The sequence below is a fragment of the Paraburkholderia sp. JPY419 genome, from assembly GCF_050435705.1.
In the GTDB taxonomy this organism is placed as follows: domain Bacteria; phylum Pseudomonadota; class Gammaproteobacteria; order Burkholderiales; family Burkholderiaceae; genus Paraburkholderia; species Paraburkholderia youngii.
Window position 1 is genome coordinate 497,190 of sequence record NZ_JBNDKV010000002.1, and the last position, 19,512, is coordinate 516,701.

A 19,512-nucleotide genomic window follows, 5' to 3' on the forward strand; every position below is an offset into this window, starting at 1 on the left:
CAGGGACATGGTGATCTCAGTTTCCGAACGACGCCGGCACCATCTGGTCCTGCAGCCGGTTGGTCTTGGCTGCCCGGCTCAGCACCAGTTCACTCTGCTGCTCGGCCGTGAGCTTGTCCTCGGTTTCGGCCAGCATCCGGAAGAGCTGCAGCTTCGTCATCTCGTTGCCGACCGCCGTGGACTCGGTCTGGATACGCGCCTCCAACTCCGCAATGCCTTTTTGGTCCTGCGTCACGTCGATCTGCCGCGCGAGGCCCTGGATCTGGTCCAGCTCCTGCATCTCGGTCTGGTAGGCTTGCAGGCCGAAAGCCTTGTCCTGATAGGGCTTGTTGAGCGCGCGCTGGCATACCTGCTGGTCGATCCCGGTCTGGTCTTCACAGTTGTAAATCTGGCTGGCCGAGCGCAGCGCCTGCGCGCTGCCTGTCAGGCCCGCATAGCCGCCGTTCTGGATCGCCGTATAGACGCTCTGCCAGTTCGAGGGCAACGAGTTCGCCACGACCGGATTGCTCAGGAGTGCGCCGAAACCGCGCGTGCCGACCGTCGACTGGTAGATCTGGATCTCCTGCTGCACTTCCTGCTTGAGCTGGCCCACCGATGCAATGGCCTGTAAGACGTTCTGCGCGTCATAGACCGGGATACCCTGCGCATAAGCACCCACGCACCCTGCCGCCCACACGCATGCGGCGCTCATCCATCTGCATCGTCCGTTCATGATCGTCTCCTCCGCTTCAACGTCCCTGCTGACCGAGGTTCGCGCGCGCGACTCTCTGATAGACCGGGGTCGCACCGCCGCCTCCTGGCCCACCACCTGAGCCCGTCCGATCGCGAATTTCGCCGCCTGGGCGCGGCCCTCGCCCGTTACCGCTGATCGCCCGGCCGATCGCAACCGCCAAACTCCGCGAGGCCAAGCCCGCCACGAATGCGCCAAAGCCCGATAGCGTTGCGCCGCCCGACAAGCCCGCCGCCACGGACGGCAACTGCCAGCCGACCATCGCGAGGAACACGCCGGTCGCGAAGAGGCCAATCGCGGCGGCGGCCGCCGCGCTGTCGTCCAGGGAGGCGGAAATGGCTTGCACGAGGACCGATGCATCGGCGCCGGGTGCGCTACCCGTCGCATGAAGCGACGTGAGATCAGCCGAGAACGCGGTGAGCGCCATACCGAGGAAGGCGGCCACGAGGACCTGCAGCAACGCGTAATTGGCGACCTTCGCGGTCCACGCCTCGAAAAACCGCGCGGTCGGCGCGAACGCCGCGCAGGCGATGAAAATGGGCCCAAGCCCGAGCACGAGATCGAGCAGCATCCTCGCCATCACGACCTCGAAAGCCAGAACGATCAGGAAGATCGAGCCCCCGAGCGCGGCCACCAGGCCACACAGAAAATCGCCTATCGCGGCGGCGAGGCCACTCGGGCTGATTCCTTCGTGCGTCGCCTTGTCGAAGTAGGCGTCCATCACGAGATCGATCTGCTGGTCGTAGCAGTCGAGCGTCTGGTAGAAGCCGGTCGCTGTACCCTGCCCCGTCACGCTGCTGCCGTTGGCCGAGCCGCAGCCGGGATTGCCACCGCCCGTCGTGTTCGCCGCGTTCTGGATCGTCTGGGCGAGTCCGGACGTCGCACCGTCGACAGCGGTGACGACCTGCTGCTGGTAGACCCCTGCGCTCAGTGCGAACGCGAGCGTGATCGCCACCTTTAGCCCGCGCCACGCGAACGCCGGCACGGCTTCGTGCGCTTCGCCGCGCACCACCGCGAGACCGTAGGCCAACACCCAGATCGTGACAGCCGTCGTGACAACTGGCACGAGCGCGCCGGACAGCGCCGACGACACGTTTGTCACGTAGATCGACATGCCGTTCTCGAGCGTGCCGCCCACAGCGGTAAAGAGGCCGCTCATCGCACACCTCCCGGCCCCGGCAACAAAGATAGGCGCGCACTGGCCTGTTCTAACTGTGCGGCGCGGCGCTTCGCAAGCTGTTCATGGAAGACGGGCAACCAGTCCTGTGGCGCGTCGCCGACCTGGGCGCGGATCGTGTCGAGCAATTCAACGTTGTCGGTCGTGCCCGACAGCACATCGAGCACATCCCCAAGGCCCGCGAGATCGAGTCGGCCGATGGCCGAGCGATGGCCCTGCTTGACGAGGAACAGGCGGCTGTTCTCGCCGAGGTTGCGCACGATGTTGAATTCGGCCTCGGTCAGCTTGAAACCGCGCACGTAATCGTCGTAATCGGCGCGCGGGTTCGGCAGGAAGAAGAACGTCGCGCTCTGCTCGATCAACGCACTCGCAATGTCACTGCGCAGCACGTCGGCCGGCGACTGGGTATCGAAAATCCCAAGCCCGTTCTGCTTGCGGATCGTCTTCTGCTTGTTCTTCGCGAAGTCCGTGAAAACCGGATCGTCCAGGCGCTTCCAGAATTCGGTCATCACGTAGATGAAGCGGCGCCCGTCGATCAGGTTCTCCGTTCGGTGCAGCAGGTACATCGTGATGGGCGTGGACACCTCGCCATCGGCCAGCAGTTCGGTGTCGTCGAAGCCGAACAGCGTCGCGTGGGCGAGATCGATGCGATCGGTCGGGTTGTCGAGCACCCAGCCCAGGCGCCCGCCCGCGCACCATTTCGCGAGCCGCGCATGCAGGCTGTTTTCGCCCACGTTCGACAGGAGCTGCCGGACCATCGACAGACGACGCAGGGGCTTGTCCATGCGCGCGACTTCGCGCACCGCGCGGGAGATGTCGAGCTCGTCGCGCGCGGACAGCGGCTCGCCGATGTCGACGAGCTTGCGCACGAGGCGCTCCCAGAAGTCGATCACCGGTTCGCCGGGCGCCATCTGGAACGGGTTCAGCCCGGTCGGTTCACCGCGGCGAAACACCGTATAGGTGCCGCCCATCGCGCGGATTGCGATCTCCGTGCCGCGATCCTTGTCGAACAGCACCGCCGTGATGCCGTACTTCGTCGCCATCGCCAGCAGGAACAGTTCGAGCACGGTCTTGCCCGCGCCGGCCCGGCCGATGATCTGGGTGTTGGCGAGTGCCTTCTCGTCGAGCGAGTCCTGCTTGTCGGATGTCGCGTGGAAGTTCAGATAGAGCGGCTGCCCGCTGGGCGTCTTGACGATCGTGATCGCCTCGCCCCACGGATTGCCGTCGCGCTTTCCCGTCGCGAAGTTGTGCAGGCTCGACAGGCCGCAAAAATTGCGCGAGGTGAGCTTCGCCTCGCGCGGCCGGTAACGCCAGTTCGCCGGTAGCTGGGCAAACCAGGCCGCATCGGCGACGAGGTCAATCAGTGCCGTCTGAAAACCGGCATCGGCGAGTTGCGTGCGGGCCTTCGCGACGCTTCGAGATACCTCATCCAGCGTGTCGCCGAGCACGGCCAGCGAATAGTGGTATTCGCCGAGAACGAAATCGCCGTTGATCAGATCGTCGAGCGCCTGATCGATCGCCGTGACCTGGGACACGGCGACGTCCTCCCCCGCGATGAGCTGGTTGCGTTGCCGCTCCAGCGCCTCCTTCGCACTGGGCCGGTCGAGGATCGTAAAAGACTGCGTCTCGATGTACTCGAAGTCGCCATACAGCAGACCGTTGAGCATGCCCGGCTCGGTGTCTTCCGGGTAATCCTTCATGTCGAGCATCGCGGCGAAGCGGGTCTCGACCGGCATGCGAATCTCGACCTTTTCGGCCCCGACGAAGAGGCGCGACGTTGGCAGCGCCTCGCGGATCGGGCCGGAGGGTACGGGCTCCCGCTCCCAGACGCCGTTCACCAGATAGCCAAGCAGTTCCAACGCCGACGAGTAGCGGCGCGGGCGCGACGTGAAGGGAATTTGTCGCGTATAGACACCGAGGGCGACCGGATCGTAGGGCTTGAGGCTCGCCTCTACCTGAGCGGCCAGTTCGGCCATCACCTTCAGTGCGTCGAGCTGGTCGCGCCGGATATCGTCGCGCGTACGACGCGCGGCGCGACTGAATACGCGTCCAAGCCGGGTGCGGTTCGGCCGGTAGACCACCGTCAGGTACAGCTCGTTGGCCATCATCCGGTAGCCTGCGAAACTCGCGTAGTAGCGCGTGGCCAGCTCCTCGCAAAAGCGGTTGCGGTATTCCGTCGGGAAGCGATCCGACACGCGCCGGCGCAAGCGATGCGACCACACCGCCACGTGCCCGCCCGCGAGCCCACGCACGAACTGGTTGAGGCCGTCGTGCCGCGCAAGGATATCGGCGGGATCGGCTGCCTCGAACGCGATGCCAGCGATTTTCCAGACCTGCAGGTAGTCACCTTCGCGCGTCTTGATGATGTGGTCGCTCACATGCGTCGAGTACGGGATATAACCGGCGAGCGGCACTTCCCGGTTCGCGACGGACACGGGTTGCGGTTCGGCCTGCATGTCACGCCCTCCTCTTGAGGCGGACCGGCACGTAGGCATGCACGCCCCAAAAGCGACGGTTGCCCTGACGCAGCACCATACGCAGGCGCAGCATGTACTGCGCGAGACGCTGATCGTCGTGGCGTGTGATCACCCGCATCACGACGAACACGGGGATCATCAGGAAGAGGATTGCGACACCCAGTGGCGGGCTCGCGAGCAGTGCCCAGATGGCCGGAATCAGCATGCCGCCGCCGACCATCAGGAACGGCACAAGTGGCACGCCCCAGAGCATTGCGGGACGCGTGCAGCCCTTGAATACGGGATCCTTGAGCGGGTTCATGGTTCGGCGCTCCCGGATCAGCTCGTCGGAATCAGCATGCCGGCGATGACCGTCGCGCAGCCGACGAAAAGTCCGCCGATGAACACGTTCGCGATATCACCGAAGCGGGCGTGCTGGAACATCATCCGGAAGCCCGCCCAGATGATGGAGATCGAGCAGATCACGCCCCCCACGCCCAGCAACGTCGTCTGGATCGTGCTCAGCAGCGCATTGACCTGGGAGAGCTGCGCCCATGCCGGCTCCGCGAACATCAGGGACGAAGTGGCGATCGCGATTCCGCGCGCCGCCGTTCGGCCGGACAGCCATCGCATCGTCCACATGCCGAATTTTCGTGATTTATAGAGTATTCCTAAGTACATGACCGGCTCCTGTTCAATCGATCACTATCTGACTCTTCAGAACGACGGGTTAGAACACCACGGCACTGCTGTCCGGCTCATGCCGCTGATCCTTCGCGGGTGATGTGTCAGTCTCTCCATTGCGGGCTTGCCGCGATGGTTGTCGAATGACAGAGAGGGAGCGAACTGGGCGAACCGGCGTCGCAGAGTCGACAGGCACGACCGGGAGGGGGAGGATCGCCGGCACGCCCGGCGGCAATGGCCACCGATCCGCCGCGTTGTCCACGACGCGCTGTACATACCCCGTCCGGTAGCCGGTCGAAAAATTGCCACTCACATAGCAGGACAGGCTCGCGCGTAGCGCGGTCTGCAAATCAGACTGGGAATCGGCGTCTGCATAGCCCTGCCGGTTCCGCGCCGCGACGAAGCAGCCTTGCAGGATCGCGGCGCCCGCCGCCAGGTTGCGGCACGGCTCGAAAGCGTTCCCGGCAGTCAGGCCATAGGCCCGCCAGTTCGCGCGATTCACCTGCGCGAGTCCGACGCTGAAGTTCCAGCCCGTCGCCTCCAGCGCGCGCACCGTTACCATCGCTTCGGCGGCATTCGATGGTTGCCGCAGTAGCCGGCCATGCACCACGCCGATCGCATAGGGATTGAATCCAGACTCAGTGCGCACGATCGCGGCCATCGTGACCGGCGCGATCTGCGGCGCGCATTGCTGCGCGAGTGCCATAAAGTCGAGAGACATGATCAGTTTCCCCCGCCGAAGCGATCCCACTGCTCGTCGATGCGCTGCAGGAAGAGCGCCGCGGACTGTGTAGGGTCATAAGGCGCTTGCGTACTGCCTGCCCCATAGAATTCGGTGATCGTTGGCCCCTGTCCGCCGACGTCCCACCAGACGCGCGTATAGAGCTGGCCGTCAATCGTGACGTTGATGGCACCGGTTGCGCGACACAGCAGTTCGCTCTGCTCCGGACCGCCCCAAACCAGCAGATCTTCGCGACAATAACCGCCGCTCGCGAACGTGCTGGTGGCAGACGTACCGTGCGCCCCGCCCGCACCGAAATCACAGGTCGGAAATGGGTCGCCGTGCCGTAGCGCGCGCCATAGCTTCTCGATCGGCGGCACGCATTCGCCATACTGCTCGGGGCCGCCGGGGTTCGACAGGCAGAGCATGACCTGGCAGCCCCAGTCGTCCGCATGTGCCACGCCCGGCGCGAAAAACGAGGTGCCGGCGAGCAGTGCCAGCGCAAGCGACCAGCGCCGCGCAATACCTCGCATCGCGCGCGGTTCACAACACCAGAGAACGAAACGATCCATCTTCATGATCCACCTTCCATCGATTCAATCCGTTGCGCACCGATGTACCGGAACGGATGTGCGCGGAAAAGAAACCCGCGAGGCCGGGTAGGCACGCCGCGGGTTCAAGGGGGATCAGCAGAAAAAAACGCCTGCGACCATGAGGTTCACAGGCTTGACTCGCATTGCGACCACTACGCCCACACACATACGTAGGGACATCGGGGCCGCTGGCGCGTACTCGGTCGCGCATTTGCGCGTCGACCGGAAACAGGTTGTTGACTGCACTCTAGGTGTGATTTTGCGGTGAGGCAAGTGTCAAAAATCCCCGGCATTTCCGTTCTACCGTCCGTCAGTTTCCGGGGGTATCCGGCAAATTCCGGAAATATCTTTTACGGCCGTTTGGTCTCCAGCAGTCGGGCGAGCGCGTGCTCGGCGGCAGCGAGCTCCAGCTCGTAACGACTGCGCGGATGGCGCGGAATCCTGAGGCGGCGACAGGCCACTTCGCGACCGGCGTGCCACAGGAACACCACACGAAGCAGTTCCCTGTGACGAGGATCGAGACATCGCCAAGCTGCCTCGATCCTAGCTGCGTCGATCGGATCGTAGGCGCCACGTGGCGCATTGGCCCAGTTATCGAGACGGGACTCCAGGGACGCACGGGATGGATCAATCATCATCGTGCTCCCCGTCGGATGAACTCGCTGCCGCGCGATATCCGGCCGGATCGACCAGGAATAGTTCGATATCCGTCGCTCGCCATCCGACCATTCGGCCGCCCAGCGATACTGGCCTCGGGAACATTCCGTCCTTGATGCGCTGATAGATGGTGGAACGGGACAGGCCAACGACCTGCTCGACCTGCTTGCGGCGCAGGATCGCGCCTGCCACACGTATCGAATCCGACATGACTTCCGTCCTCCTGGCTTTGTGCGGATCAGCCCGGCACAGATCCGATTCAAGCAACAGGAAGCACAGACGGGGAAGTCCGTCTTACCGTCACGACACTCCGTCAGGACCGCGACCTCGGGTATCGGCTGCCCGTCTCCTTCAGCCAGTCAGGTCGGATTGCTGACGCATAGGTCTGCGCGCTTCGAGACGCCTCGCCGTCGGGTTGAGCTTTCAGATTCAACCGTTCGTCGATCGCCCGCGCTACGACGGACGACTTGGGCGGATTGTTCTCGTCATAGTCGGACCAGAAAATTTGCATGACATCAAACATTCCGGAAAGAATCTCGGTAATAAACGGCAGCCGAACGGTGATCCCGTAAGAATGCTCCGGCTGCTCCCCGCAGGCGCATTGCAACGTCCTCCATGATGGGGCCATCGCACGCAACGACTCGAGCTCCTGCTCCTGTCGCTCTTCTATCGCATGATGCACGGCCACGGTACGAAGCAACGCCTTTCCCATATCGCTCAGTTGTCGCTCCTTCCCTCTCAATTGCTCCGTTAGGCGGCGAACGTCAGCCTCGGCCTGGTCGACGCGCCTCTGCAGTGAATTTGGAGCAAGCGCTAGCGTGCTATCGTCGCGTGCTCCTGCTGGCTGACATGGGTTCTCTGAGTGATCCATGATCGTCCTCATCGCCTGCAGCGTTCTGCCGCATCAGTTCCCCGTTACTTGCCACAAATCAAACCGGACGGCGACATCGATCGTCCAGCCGATCCAAATGTGCAGCACGGTCCCTTAGCGTTGACCTGCAACTCCCGCAATTCCCTCACTCGATTACTACAGCGCCCCGTTGGGGCGGCGTATCCTGAAGTCAGACATGACACTCTGACGGCCGGTCAGTAGTCGAACGATCGTACGAGCTGGCCTGGCAGCACCTGTTGTCGGACGCAGCGCGGCAAGAAAAAGTCTAGTTCGCTGGCTGAGGGATCGGCACCATACCAAACTACATTGACTTTTAACCGTCAATGTGATAGCTGAGGCAAAACATGTACGACGTGGATGCTTTGAAGAAGTTTGACCTGGTGATTGATGCGAGGAGCCCGCGTGAGTTCGCCGAAGACCATTTGCCAGGCGCGATAAACCTGCCCGTTGTATTCGATGATGAGTACGCCGAAGTCGGCACTACGCATCGAACCGATCCTATGCGCGCGTATCAGATCGGCGTCGCCTATTCTTTAAAAAACATTGCGCGTCACCTTGAGCTTCCGTATTTTCGGCCAAGTCGAAAAATGTCAATTCTGGTTTATTGCTTCCGGGGTGGGAAACGAAGCAAGCTTTGGGCAGACACGTTAGAAACAATTGGCTACAAGGTCGAACGGCTCCCGAAGGGTTGGAAAGGATATCGGAGCTGGGTTCGTGAAACTCTTGAAAAGATCCCTTCCCGCTTGCAGTTCAATGTGCTTTCCGGTCCCACAGGATGCGGGAAGACGCGTTTGTTGATTGCTTTGAGAGAGTCTGGTGCACAGATCATCGACCTCGAAGCTCTCGCCTCGCACCGAGGATCGATCATTGGGGCAATTCCCGGACGACAACAACCCACTCAGAAGCTATTCGACAGCATGTTGCTTGCCGAGCTTTATCGGCTGGACGCTTCAAAACGTGTCTGGATTGAAGGTGAGAGCAAACGTATTGGGCAAGTCCAATTGCCTACTGCGCTGTTCGATCGAATGCATGAGGGACGTTTGTTTTCGGTCAAAACGCCAATGCACGAGCGAATCGAAATGTGGCGTCGCGAGTATCCCCACTTCGAAAAAGACCCCGAGGGTCTAGTCGCCCGCCTAAGCTATCTAAAAGCCCTTATAAGCGGCGTAACCCTACAAAAATGGGTGTCGCTAGCTGAGCGACATGAAATCGTCGCCTTGTTCGAGAGTATCATGCTCGATTACTATGATCCTGCATACTCGCGCTCCACGAAAAAAAACTACTCGCGTAGCGGCTGTCCTATAGAGGTCGAACTTGAGACATTAGATTCATCATATCTTGCTACGGTCGCAAAGCGTTTGATTTCTGAGAGCGAGACGCCGACGTCATTGACGCGTGAGTAAGATCTTTGCGCGTCGATCCATTAGGTAGTACCAAGCCGGCGGAAACAGCGCTAGCCAAAGCATCTGAAAGTAGCCTGCGGGCATAGCGACGCCTTGCGAACTGAGATTCAAATATCTCACTTCACTTTCGCGATGGTGAGCGTTGTGAAATCCGTTATTGACAAGCAGACAGTTCGACAGCCAGAAGTCGACGTCCCAAGCTGTTATCGCGGGATGGGAGGAATCCGCGGCGATACCGTAATGCTGGATATACCCCACTGTTTCGACAACAAAGATGCTAACAATGGAATAGCCAATATAGAAGATTGCAACTCGACCTTGCAGAACCGCTGCTATGATCAGTAGAGAGGAGGAGAAAACTAAATTTCTAAACAAACTCAACGGTACCTTCCCGTCACGATATGACTGCGGAGAGAGTGAAGAGGTAAAGGCAGCCGTGTAGGATCTACCGGCATGGCGCCACGCCGACGTTCCCAACGGCGCCGCCGAACCGAACTTCGGATTTCCCACGTGTTGATGATGTAGTTGATGTGCGAATCGATAGTGAGGATAGCCGGCGACGGCGAATGCGATGTCACTTGTCTCCCTCCAGAATCTATTCGGTCGATGCGCAAGTTCATGAAGGTGCGCCATCGCGGTCGCGCTGAGTAATCCGCAAGCTGTCGCAAGTCCGATCAACTCTATCCAAGACGACATGCTTGCGCGCCATGCGCCGACTCCCATCGCGACCATCCACGCGACCGCGAACCAACACGGCACCTGACCCTCAGTTGTTTTATCGAAGACTTTCCCCGCTCCCGGAGCACCACGACCTATCGCCGCGTCCAGCATAGGAACGAGAAGAAGGACGATCATCGCGAACACCCACGGGCGTCCGATAAGGAACAGACCAGCCGCGGCTATCGGCAAAGTTAGTGATAACCAAAATGCGCTATACGAGTTACGCCAGAAGGTCATTTATCTGAGCGAACTTAACCGCTTCCGAAATATGAGAAACCCCAATCTTGTCTTTTATCTTTTTAAAATTTCCGTAGACCGTCTGAATAGAAACATCTAATTCGCGAGCAATATCTTCAGCAGTAAATCCCATCTTCAAGTAGCCCATTACACGAAGATCCATTTCGGTAATTCCATGCGCCTCAACTAGCTCGCGCTTTGAGACTCGATTGAACCAATCCAGTAGCTCCGAGGCGAGCGCCCTGAAGTACAACCGATGTGTAGCGAGCTTTTTTTCCCCGATTTCCTGGCTATCGTCGGAACCGATGTACAGAACGCCCAGACGGTCTGAAACGCTCGTGTGGACGGGAACGACGATTCCACTTCTGAAGCCATGTTCACTCGCGGCTGCAAGCATTTCACACTGGCCTTGCGTCTCGAGCGCAATCTCCGAACCTGTGATTGGTGCAGTGTTGCTTCGCGCGTACTCCAAAAATGGATCGGTCATATACCACTTATTGGTGTTGTACATCTGGCACCATTCGGGGCTGCAGCCGATCAAAAAACGATGCGTAGGACGGGCCGCCGTCGACCCTCCGGGGTAAATGGCAACGAAGACGTACGACTCTCCGCCCAGTGCGCTGACTATGGCCTTCACGTAATCGGCCAATTCGCAATCGCCGCTGGCGGTGATGAGCCTTTCAAAAAGGACGCTTAGGTCTGGGGGCGTCAGTTGGGTGGCCATCTCTTCCGCCTCTATCCCTTCCCGATCTCTCCAGCTATCCGAGCGTGCGACTTTCTAGAAGTTGACGCCGAACCTCGTAATACAACGGGGCGAGTTCTTTCGAATAGTTATCTGCAACGGCGAATCGTTGGACATCGTACGGAACCGTTATGGGAAGCACTTGGACGAATGTCGATTGATCTCTTTCAATCAGTCGTCGCTCCAGAACGAACCCCCGGGGAGCCCTAAAAAGACTGAGCACAACCCGCTCTCCGCCGATAAGGAGCCCGCGCTCAAAAATAAGGCTCTTCATCATCGACTCCGTCACGGAGATTGCGATGACCACAGGAGGAGCAGGCAATCCCTTCAGCATCGATTTCTGACGTACTAGAGATAAAGTCCTCGGACCCACACGCATCACACTCCATGATCAAACCGTTAAACACGGCGCCGCAGCACTGACAAGTGAGGCGGTGAACCTCACCTGCGGCGAGGATTTCCCAGCAGTCTTCCATCGGAACACTGCATTTGGGACAGAGAAAACCCAGTTCGCATGTAGCGCTTGCCATGACTGAAAGCCACCCGAAAGAAAAAGCCGCATCAAACAATACTTCAGCTTAGTTTGCTCGGTTTCATCTGCCCAATAGCGGCAGCCAATAGTGTATCGACTCCTCATAATGCGAATTTCTTGAACGATGGCGTGGTCTGGCTTAATGGTTGCTTGAGCGGGTGCGGACGACTCAGCAAAACCTGATTCTCATCAATTGGGGACGACTGCAGTTAGTACGAGGCGCAATGTCCCAGGAGCGAGCCGCCAAAAGGCCGTCTTAGGTCACTGGTTCGCTCTTCGGAGAATCTAGGGTAGCGTCGTCCCGAGCGAATATTGGTCCCACGAGAGCCCCAACGCGCCGCTAACGTCCAAGTTTTTTGCGTATACAGGTACGTATACCGCCGTTCTTTTAACCATGTTTCTTGTTATTTTTCAATCGGTTATGTGTTTAATTCGAGTCCTCTCCTGGCACCAACAGTTGTTCTGGCGAAAGCCGGTGAAGTCAGAGAAACCCCGTAAGATCAAAGTCTTACGGGGTTTTTTGTTTCCGGGGGCAGCCGTCATATACCGGGGGCATCAGCGATTTTTGCGTACTCTTGCGTATACACGGAATCGAGGTGCCGAGCGATGCCCAAACGCGCCGAACCGAAGTCCGAAGTCGTATTTCGCGTCGCCAAACCGCGCGAGCGCCCTTACCTGCTCTCAGACGGGAACGGGCTTGCTTACGCATCTGGCCGGACGGAAGCAAAACGTAGCTGCTCCGTTATCGCCGCCCGAGTACTGGTAAAGAGAACTTTCTCAGTCTTGGTCCCTATCCCGAAGTTGCACTCGTCGACGCGCGCAAGTCGGCTGCGGTCACGCGTAGTCTCGTGCGTGATGGTACTGATCCGGTCGAGCACCGCAGAGCCGAAGCCGCTGCACGCAAGCGCGCCGCTGAAGGAGCGTTCCATCTCGTCGCAGAGAACTGGCTCGCGTTCAAGCGCAACGAGTGGGCCGACGAGACTTACCGCAAAGCGGAGTTCGTAGTTCGGCAATACCTGATCCCGCCACTACGCAACAAGCCCATTTCGACGCTCGCGACATCGGAAGTCAAACCGGTGTTGGAAGCAATAGCGGAGCATGCCCCCAACCTCGCAACCAAGGCACGCCAATACGTGGGCGGCATCGTGACGTACGCAATCCACCATAGTCTGCGGGAGGACGGTGTTCCGTTGTCGCTGCGCGGCGTCATCCCGCGACACGAGAAAGGCCACATCCCGGCGATTACGAAAACCACGGATATCGTCCCGATGGTGCAAGCGATCAATACCTATAAGTCACCGATCACCAGGGCCGCACTGAAACTGACCATGCTCACGGGCTTACGCCCCGGAGTGATCGCAGCCGCACCGTGGGACGAAATTGACCTAAAAGCGGGCGAGTGGCATGTTCTGGCCGTGCGGATGAAGATGCGCCACGACCATATTGTGCCCTTACCTAAGCAAGCGGTTACGTTGCTCGGCGAGTTGCAGTCGCTCACAGGCCGGGGACACTATGTGTTTCCATCTCCGGCTCGCCAGAAAACGCCGCATCTGCATCGAGACGGGTTAAGCAAGGCTCTGCGCGAGATGGGATTCAAAGGAAAGCACGCCACGCACGGATTCCGGGCATGCTGCGAACCGTTGGCCGGGAGCGACTCAGCATCGACATCGACGTCCTCGAAGCGCAACTCGCACATGCAAAACGAGGCGACGTACAGAAAGCCTATGACCGAACAACTTTCGACGACGATCCTCGCCGCGTGATGCAAGAGTGGGCGGACTATATCGACGGACTATGCAGAACAACGCCGGCAGGTGGCGCAGTCGATTGACACCGCGGTTCGCACGATATGTCGCTCACGAATGCGCATACCGATGGCTGCGAATCCCCACTCGATTAGCAACTACCCACCGCAAACCCAACGCTGGGCCTGACACGGGTCCCATGGCGCCCGCCGATACCGTCAGCGATACCGACATTCCCGCCCGGCACTCAACGGCCTTGGGTGGGCCGCATCGGAAAATCAGCAAGGCCTGCTTGAGAAAGATCGTCTAAACCATGCGTCTCCAGATGACTTCGGAGGTTGAGACCGTCTGCGATACCGTCAGGTCACAGTTGCCTAACTGAGCCGGACGGCGGCTGATCGGCCAAAGCCGACGGCGGCCGATCAGGAACGTGTGGCCGTTTTAGATCGTCTCGCGGACACTCGCGACCCGGTGCCGGGGTGTGTCAGCTTTCCCTATTGGCGAACGAGTCCTCACGACCCTTTGCCGCCGGTCGCGCATTCACCGACCCAATGGCGGTTTCGGGTGCCACATCGGTCGTCGCAACTGATCAGGCGGACCGATGGACTGCTCCGTCGACGAATGTTCGCGATTGCAGGCCATGTGTACGCACAGCAAGATGGCGTTACATCGTAAGGTCGGCAGGATCGGTGAACGTCGTCCGGACGGAACAACGACCACGGCAACGCAAATTATGGGGAAACGACGCTACCGCGTCGTGCAACGCGGTAGACGCAGTGCCACCGGGCAGCATCACCCACGCGCCGTTCGGAGCGAAGTCCCACCCCGGCAAGACTCGTCGGGTCGCTCATCTGGGCGGTAGTGAGCCTGTTCGACGCCGGCAGATTGCCGCCGCTTGATGGTTGGCCCCGTCGTCTGGACGTTCCAGTAAATGTCGCTCCCAGGATAGCAGTCACCGCTGGTCAAGGTGCGAGCTGCCAGCTCAGCACTGGATGCGGTGCACCCGCAGGCATCGACCATACGCCGTTCGGTCCAAAGTCGTAGCCGACGAAGGACGACGGCATGCTCATCTGCGCACTCGTAAGCCCATTAGCGGCGGCTATGGCGGTACCAGAATTCACCCCGAGGTTCGCCCCGGTGGTGTCCTTGTTCCAGTAGACGTCGCTACCGATTGTGCCTGTGTTCGAAAACGCGATACCGATTGACGGGGGAACCTGACCGGGCAGGCCCGCCTGCATGACCTGGCCCGTCGCGAACGACTGAGTGATCTTCCCGGAGTTGGATGCGACAAGCCCTGCGGCTCCGGAGAGGCAAGCGTAGGATGTTCCGCCGCAATAGTCGGGCTGGAACGCCACAGATCCAGTCGCATACGACTGCGTGATGGTCCCTTCATTGCCGCCGGCAAGACCACCGCCGCCAGTCGTGTGGGCGACAGCAGTAACCGCGCCGCTCGCATACGACTGCTCGATGACGCCGCCGAGTTCGTTATCGCCGACGAGCCCCCCGGGCAAGCCTTCTGTATAAACGCCGACGCTGCTTGACGAGCGCGCGACCGTGCCCAGGTTCATTCCCACCAGACCGCCGGACGATGCATCGTAAGCGCTACCGAGCAGTCTGATCGAACCTGAACTGGCGCCGCGCACGATGGTACCTTCATTCACGCCGGAAAGGATGCCGAAGCCGCCATATGTGCCATATGCGTTGATTGAGCCATTCACTGCGATGTTGCGCACGACGCCAGCGCTGCCGATCAGACCGAATAGGCCTTCTGCCTGCAACGTAAAGGGCGGCTGGCTAACGCCCCCGTCCACGGACTGCGCGAGCGTCAGCGACTGAATCTGGTGGCCTCGTCCGTCGAACTGCCCCGAAAACGGCGTGCTGTAATTGCCTAATGGGACGAACCCGATGTTCGTGCTGGCGCTCGCGTCGATGTCTTTGCCGAGCGCATAGTTGCCCGCGAGATTAGCCGACACGCTCTGAAGATCGGTCAGCGAATTGACGAGCCGATAAGCTGTAATCTGCGTGACGAGGCCGCTATTTGACGGGACCGACCATGCGGCGTTACTGAGGAGTGTTCCCTGCGTAAAGCTCCCGCCGTATGCGCCCATATCGTAGAGCGCGGTCACGATGCCTGTGCTTTTCGACCAGTCGACGGTCCCAAGATTGGTCACGCTGCCGCCGTTATCGAGCGCCAATGCATCGCCGTTCAACGTCAGGTTGCCACTGCCCCTGTTGCTGAGGGTCGTATTCGGGGCAATTGTGAGGCTGCGATAAGCGGCCAGCGTCAGCGATGCCGCGCCTTGCCAATGGATATTCGACGCGACGTTCAGATCGCCGCTACTACCTTGAGCGCCGGTTGTCGCCAGATCGATTGAAGTGCCGGCATTCAGGCTGCGCGACATTGCACCGGAAGCGGTGTCGTTGACCGTGAAGGTCGCGGCGGAAATGTTCCACTGAGCCGCCGTGACGAACGGCTTGTCAAAGTAGCCGCTTCTGTCACCGGTACTGAACGATACGTTTTTCGCGGTCGTGTCGACCGTGCCGCCTTGACCGTCGGCATTGGTCGCGCGAATCGCACCAGACTGGGCGACGGTCCCGCTGTCGGCAACCAGCCAGACATGTCCGTCGCGCGTCGCGGTGCCGGTCGCGCGGACCACGCTGTGCTTGCCCGCCAACGCATAGACGTTGCCGTCGGCCGCCTGCAGGCTGACCTGCGCGGCGGCTATCCGCCCTTTGTTGACGACCGTGCCCTGACTGCCCGTCTGCACGAATACCTGCCTGCTGCCGGCCGAGTCCTGCAGCAGCACCTGCTCGCCCGCGGCGAGTTCCGCCGTGCCGCTGGGCGCCGCCACGGTCCCGGCGTTGATCACGTCGTGTCGCGCAATCAGGAACACATCGCCGCCGCTCGAACTGATCTTGCCGAGATTGATCACAGCTGCGTTCGAGTTGCCCGACAGCGTGAGCGTGCTGCTGCCGCGCATGAATGCGTCGTTGCAGATGTCCAGCGTCGACGCGACGAAACGTCCGCCGGTTGAAATAGCGCCGGATGACCCGACAACGACGCCCTGCGGATTGATCACATAGAGGCTGCCCGTCGCACTGAGCCTGCCCAGGATGGCAGAAGGCGAACCACCCGTCACCCGGTTCAGCGTCGCGCCGGAGCCGTTGTCGAACGTCACGCTGTTGATCTTGCCGATCGAAAAGCTGTTCCAGTCGATCACCCCGCGCGTCGAGCCTGACTGCGTGATCAGGAGGCCATTCCCCTGGCTGGCTATCGTGCCCGCGCCGGCGACGTAGGTCCCGCCTTGTGGAAGGACACCCGCCGCGAACACCAGGGGTGTCAGGGACAGTCCAGTCAGCGAAATGCCGATGACCAGCAAGAAGCCTGCGTTTGAAAGTTGACGACGCAGTTCGCGTCGCGCCGGACGAGGTAGCTTTTGACGTGACATACACCCCCCTTTCCCGCGTGCACGCGGGAGGGCTGCCGATGACCCGCTGAGTCGAGCGCAAATGCAATGGTCGCAGCGTCTGAAGAATAGCTCTTGGCCCTGCGCATGCCTGCCGATGTCTCTGCGTTTTGCGCCTTATTGTTTGTGCGGTTGCGGTCGCTGTTTGGCGGCTCACCTTATGCGTCCAGAACATCAATGTGAAACTGCTAACGGACGCGAAAGGCCGGGGACCGGTCGCAGGGCGGAGCCGACGCTGAACGTCAGTCCACGGGGAGGGGTGAACGACGCTTGTTGGCCGCGAACCGTCGGAGAGCCCGTATATCGTCTATGCGGACACCCATGCCATCACTATCGGGAAAACGACCGGTAGCACGAAGGCCGACAGGATGCCATTCACCGCCATGCCGAGCCCCGCGAACGCCCCTGCCTCCTCGCTGATCTGGAGCGCACGCGCGGTGCCGATGCCGTGAGCGGCAATGCCTAATGCAAAGCCACACACATCGTCGCGGCGAACGCCGAGCGAGCCCAACACAAAGCTTCCGAGCACCGCGCCTGAAATGCCGGTGGCAATGACCATGGTTGCGGTCAACGACGGAACGCCGCCTATCGTGGCTGAAATCAGCATGGCGATGGCCGCGGTGACCGACTTGGGTGCGATAGAAGCAACTGTCCTCCCCGGCAGACCCAGCAGCATCGCAATAGTCACCGCCGAAACGACGGCCGTGACCGACCCTGCCACGAGGCCGGCGAGAAGCGGCACGAGGGCGCCCCGAAGCTTCGGAATCTGACGGTGAAGCGGTACGGCGAGCGCAACAATGGCCGGACCCAACAGGAAGTGAAGGAATTTCGCTCCGTCGAAATAGGTGCTGTACGGCGTACCTGTCAATCTGAGCAGGCCAACGAGAAGTGCAACGGAGATCGCGACGGGATTGGCCAATGGATTTCGCCGGGCCAGCGCGTGCAGCCTGCACGCAACCAGATAGACACCAAGTGTCGTCGTGAGCGCCGGTACTGGCGAACTACCGATGAACGCGGTTGCGATACCGGGCATGTCCTGGATATTCATGACGGTTTCCCGCCTCCTCAGTCTGGGCGGACATCAGCGTGATTGCTGGCCTGCACCTCGTCCATGGCAACCTTGTTTCGTTCGGCTCGCACCATCAACGCGCTGGTGACGAGTGCCGCGACGGCGATCGCCAGGACGGTGCTGACAGTCAGTGCAACTCCGATCGCCAGTAGTTGAACCTTCAACTGGCCAGCGAACACCATGACGCCAACTCCAGCGGGAACGAAGAGAAGCGAGAGATGATTCAGCAAGCTGCGCGACACGTTTTCGACATGTTGTGAAAGAGAGGGTGCCGCGCACAGCATGCAAAGGAAAAGGACCATCCCGAGAACAGGGCCGGGAACGGGCGCCGCGGTTGCGTAGGAGATCGTCTCGCCCAGCCACTGGAAGGCGAGCAGCACGCAGAAAGTCTTGACGACCGAAGCCTCTGAAGACGCCCGCGGAGTCGAACCGACGCTGATCGGGCGTAGGAAACTCATGTGACTCTCCTTTCCGGGTGCGGGTGAGAAATCGAAGCGCGCGAATGACATAGCGACGGACCGAGGGGCATTCGGGCCTCGCGGTATTGCGCTCGTCCCACGGCCTTTCAATGCAATCAGTTGCACCCTAATGTGTTTGCCATTGCCCGACGGGGCGCTATCCGACGCCACAACGAAGGTCGACATACCCACCTTCCAGAAAGGAGCGTCTGGTTGATGCGCGTGTTCTCTGCTGCGTTTCACAGATGAGCGTCCCCGATCGTGTGCCGGCCGACTCAGTTCGACCTGAAGCGGACCACCGGTTGTTGGAACATCGATGGCCACTCCTCCGGTGATCAGCGGCCATTTGAACGGCCAGCCAGATTCAACGGTGCGCATGTGCGGCACAACAGTATCTGGCACCGTGATGCGCGTGGGTACTACCTAAAAAGGTGATACCGTCATGCTCACCAAACGTCGGTGACGCCGGGCGGAAGCGGGTTCTGCGCGAGCAAAGCCTTGCGGGTCGCTGGTCTCAGGCTTTGCACCGCGCCGCCGTCGCCCGACGTGCAGGTCGCGCCGGGAAAATGGCGCAGCAGGTCGGCCTGGTAACTGCTCGCGGCGTCGGCAAGCGGCGATCCGCCCACCGCGCCGGCGGTGCTCACCACAGCCGCAAGGCGGCTGCGGACCTCTGGATTGGCGACCAGCGCTTCTAGGACGTCCGGCGCGCCTTTCGAATAGCCAATCAGCACATGGGCAGCGGCCCGTCAGGCGCTGCATTCTGTGTTCCATGCCGGAAGAAAGTGAAATGAGAAAGCACGGCCGGTGAGATTCACACCTGCCGTGCTTTCCAAGGTTCTTCACCGCGGCGAACGCCCGTAACCGCTATCGCCCGTTCAGCTTACGGATTGGTCGCAGTCTGCGGCACGCCGGCCGCCGGATACTTCGTCATGTCGAACAGCTTGCGCACGTCAGGGCTGCCGTTGCCGTAGACATAGTTGTAGCTGTAGCTCGGGAAGCTGTCGGGCGCGACCCCGTCATAGCCCGGGTTGTCGCGGTGGTACAGCTGCATTGCCAAGCGATATCTCCAGCGCTTCCGCCTGCTCGCCGATGACCCACAGCGGACGTTTTCCTGCGACGCTCTGGCCACAATGCCCCCGACGTTGTCGCATTTCGTAAGGCGGCTAGGGTAGCGTCCTCCCGAGATAATATTCGTCCCACGTGAGCCACAACGCGCCGCTAACATCCAA

The 19,512-nt window shown here is 60.5% G+C and carries 19 protein-coding genes and 1 pseudogene; 3 read left to right on the plus strand and 17 right to left on the minus strand.

The genetic code is table 11. The features are described from left to right. Positions 1-16: 16 nt before the first annotated feature. From QFZ91_RS08535 to QFZ91_RS08580, 10 genes are all read right to left on the minus strand, one after another. The gene (locus QFZ91_RS08535; RefSeq protein WP_176108827.1) at positions 17-712 is read right to left on the minus strand and encodes a type IV secretion system protein; all 696 of its coding nucleotides are present in this window, start codon (positions 710-712) and stop codon (positions 17-19) included. Between the two features lie 16 nt (positions 713-728). Beyond that, on the minus strand, positions 729-1,889 hold the full coding sequence (locus QFZ91_RS08540; RefSeq protein ID WP_429566959.1) for a type IV secretion system protein: 1,161 nt from the start codon (positions 1,887-1,889) through the stop codon (positions 729-731). Then, positions 1,886-4,363, minus strand: coding sequence for a VirB4 family type IV secretion/conjugal transfer ATPase (locus tag QFZ91_RS08545; protein WP_429566960.1), 2,478 nt, complete (start codon positions 4,361-4,363; stop codon positions 1,886-1,888). Before QFZ91_RS08545 ends, QFZ91_RS08540 begins: the two co-directional genes overlap by 4 nt. A gap of 1 nt (position 4,364) precedes the next feature. After that, complete coding sequence (locus QFZ91_RS08550) at positions 4,365-4,685, minus strand: type IV secretion system protein VirB3 (protein ID WP_429566961.1); 321 nt, start codon at positions 4,683-4,685, stop codon at positions 4,365-4,367. A gap of 17 nt (positions 4,686-4,702) precedes the next feature. After that, positions 4,703-5,005, minus strand: a complete 303-nt coding sequence (locus QFZ91_RS08555; protein ID WP_429566962.1) for a TrbC/VirB2 family protein — start codon at positions 5,003-5,005, stop codon at positions 4,703-4,705. Between the two features lie 88 nt (positions 5,006-5,093). Further along, entirely contained in the window at positions 5,094-5,753 is a 660-nt protein-coding gene (locus tag QFZ91_RS08560) for a lytic transglycosylase domain-containing protein (protein WP_429566963.1), read from the minus strand. 17 nt (positions 5,754-5,770) lie between these two features. Beyond that, a complete protein-coding gene (locus QFZ91_RS08565) occupies positions 5,771-6,346 on the minus strand; it encodes a hypothetical protein (RefSeq protein WP_429566964.1) in 576 nt (191 codons plus the stop codon). Between the two features lie 365 nt (positions 6,347-6,711). Continuing rightward, entirely contained in the window at positions 6,712-6,999 is a 288-nt protein-coding gene (locus QFZ91_RS08570) for a hypothetical protein (RefSeq protein ID WP_429566965.1), read from the minus strand. Then, positions 6,989-7,228, minus strand: coding sequence for a helix-turn-helix transcriptional regulator (locus tag QFZ91_RS08575; RefSeq protein ID WP_429566966.1), 240 nt, complete (start codon positions 7,226-7,228; stop codon positions 6,989-6,991). The genes QFZ91_RS08570 and QFZ91_RS08575 overlap by 11 nt, the downstream gene beginning before the upstream one ends. A gap of 103 nt (positions 7,229-7,331) precedes the next feature. Continuing rightward, positions 7,332-7,730 (minus strand): hypothetical protein, encoded by a 399-nt coding sequence (locus tag QFZ91_RS08580; protein ID WP_429566967.1) that lies wholly within the window; start codon positions 7,728-7,730, stop codon positions 7,332-7,334. A 524-nt stretch (positions 7,731-8,254) separates the two neighbouring features. Between QFZ91_RS08580 and mnmH the strand changes: the two genes are divergently transcribed. Continuing rightward, complete coding sequence (mnmH, locus tag QFZ91_RS08585) at positions 8,255-9,313, plus strand: tRNA 2-selenouridine(34) synthase MnmH (protein ID WP_429566968.1); 1,059 nt, start codon at positions 8,255-8,257, stop codon at positions 9,311-9,313. Here mnmH and QFZ91_RS08590 read toward each other — a convergent pair. Next, complete coding sequence (locus QFZ91_RS08590) at positions 9,296-10,168, minus strand: fatty acid desaturase (protein ID WP_429566969.1); 873 nt, start codon at positions 10,166-10,168, stop codon at positions 9,296-9,298. The two genes, mnmH and QFZ91_RS08590, sit on opposite strands and share 18 nt — an antisense overlap. An 85-nt stretch (positions 10,169-10,253) precedes the next feature. Further along, the gene (locus QFZ91_RS08595; RefSeq protein WP_429566970.1) at positions 10,254-10,994 is read right to left on the minus strand and encodes an autoinducer binding domain-containing protein; all 741 of its coding nucleotides are present in this window, start codon (positions 10,992-10,994) and stop codon (positions 10,254-10,256) included. A gap of 1,284 nt (positions 10,995-12,278) precedes the next feature. On the opposite strand from QFZ91_RS08595, the pseudogene QFZ91_RS08600 reads away from it, so the two are divergent. After that, positions 12,279-12,374: pseudogene (locus QFZ91_RS08600) on the plus strand (hypothetical protein); the annotation flags it as partial. A gap of 18 nt (positions 12,375-12,392) precedes the next feature. Continuing rightward, positions 12,393-13,307, plus strand: a complete 915-nt coding sequence (locus tag QFZ91_RS08605; protein WP_429566971.1) for a tyrosine-type recombinase/integrase — start codon at positions 12,393-12,395, stop codon at positions 13,305-13,307. 944 nt (positions 13,308-14,251) lie between these two features. On the opposite strand, the gene QFZ91_RS08610 is transcribed toward QFZ91_RS08605, so the two are convergent. The 5 genes from QFZ91_RS08610 to QFZ91_RS08630 all read right to left on the minus strand — a co-directional run bounded on the left by QFZ91_RS08610 (position 14,252) and on the right by QFZ91_RS08630 (position 19,340). Continuing rightward, positions 14,252-16,738, minus strand: coding sequence for a filamentous hemagglutinin N-terminal domain-containing protein (locus QFZ91_RS08610; protein WP_429566972.1), 2,487 nt, complete (start codon positions 16,736-16,738; stop codon positions 14,252-14,254). 325 nt (positions 16,739-17,063) lie between these two features. Then, positions 17,064-17,804: an LrgB family protein gene (locus QFZ91_RS08615; protein ID WP_429566973.1), complete on the minus strand. Its 741-nt coding sequence runs from the start codon at positions 17,802-17,804 to the stop codon at positions 17,064-17,066. Between the two features lie 17 nt (positions 17,805-17,821). Next, positions 17,822-18,283: a CidA/LrgA family protein gene (locus QFZ91_RS08620; RefSeq protein ID WP_429566974.1), complete on the minus strand. Its 462-nt coding sequence runs from the start codon at positions 18,281-18,283 to the stop codon at positions 17,822-17,824. A 446-nt stretch (positions 18,284-18,729) separates the two neighbouring features. Then, on the minus strand, positions 18,730-19,014 hold the full coding sequence (locus QFZ91_RS08625; protein ID WP_429566975.1) for a hypothetical protein: 285 nt from the start codon (positions 19,012-19,014) through the stop codon (positions 18,730-18,732). 149 nt (positions 19,015-19,163) lie between these two features. Continuing rightward, positions 19,164-19,340: a hypothetical protein gene (locus tag QFZ91_RS08630; protein WP_429566976.1), complete on the minus strand. Its 177-nt coding sequence runs from the start codon at positions 19,338-19,340 to the stop codon at positions 19,164-19,166. Positions 19,341-19,512: the final 172 nt, after the last annotated feature.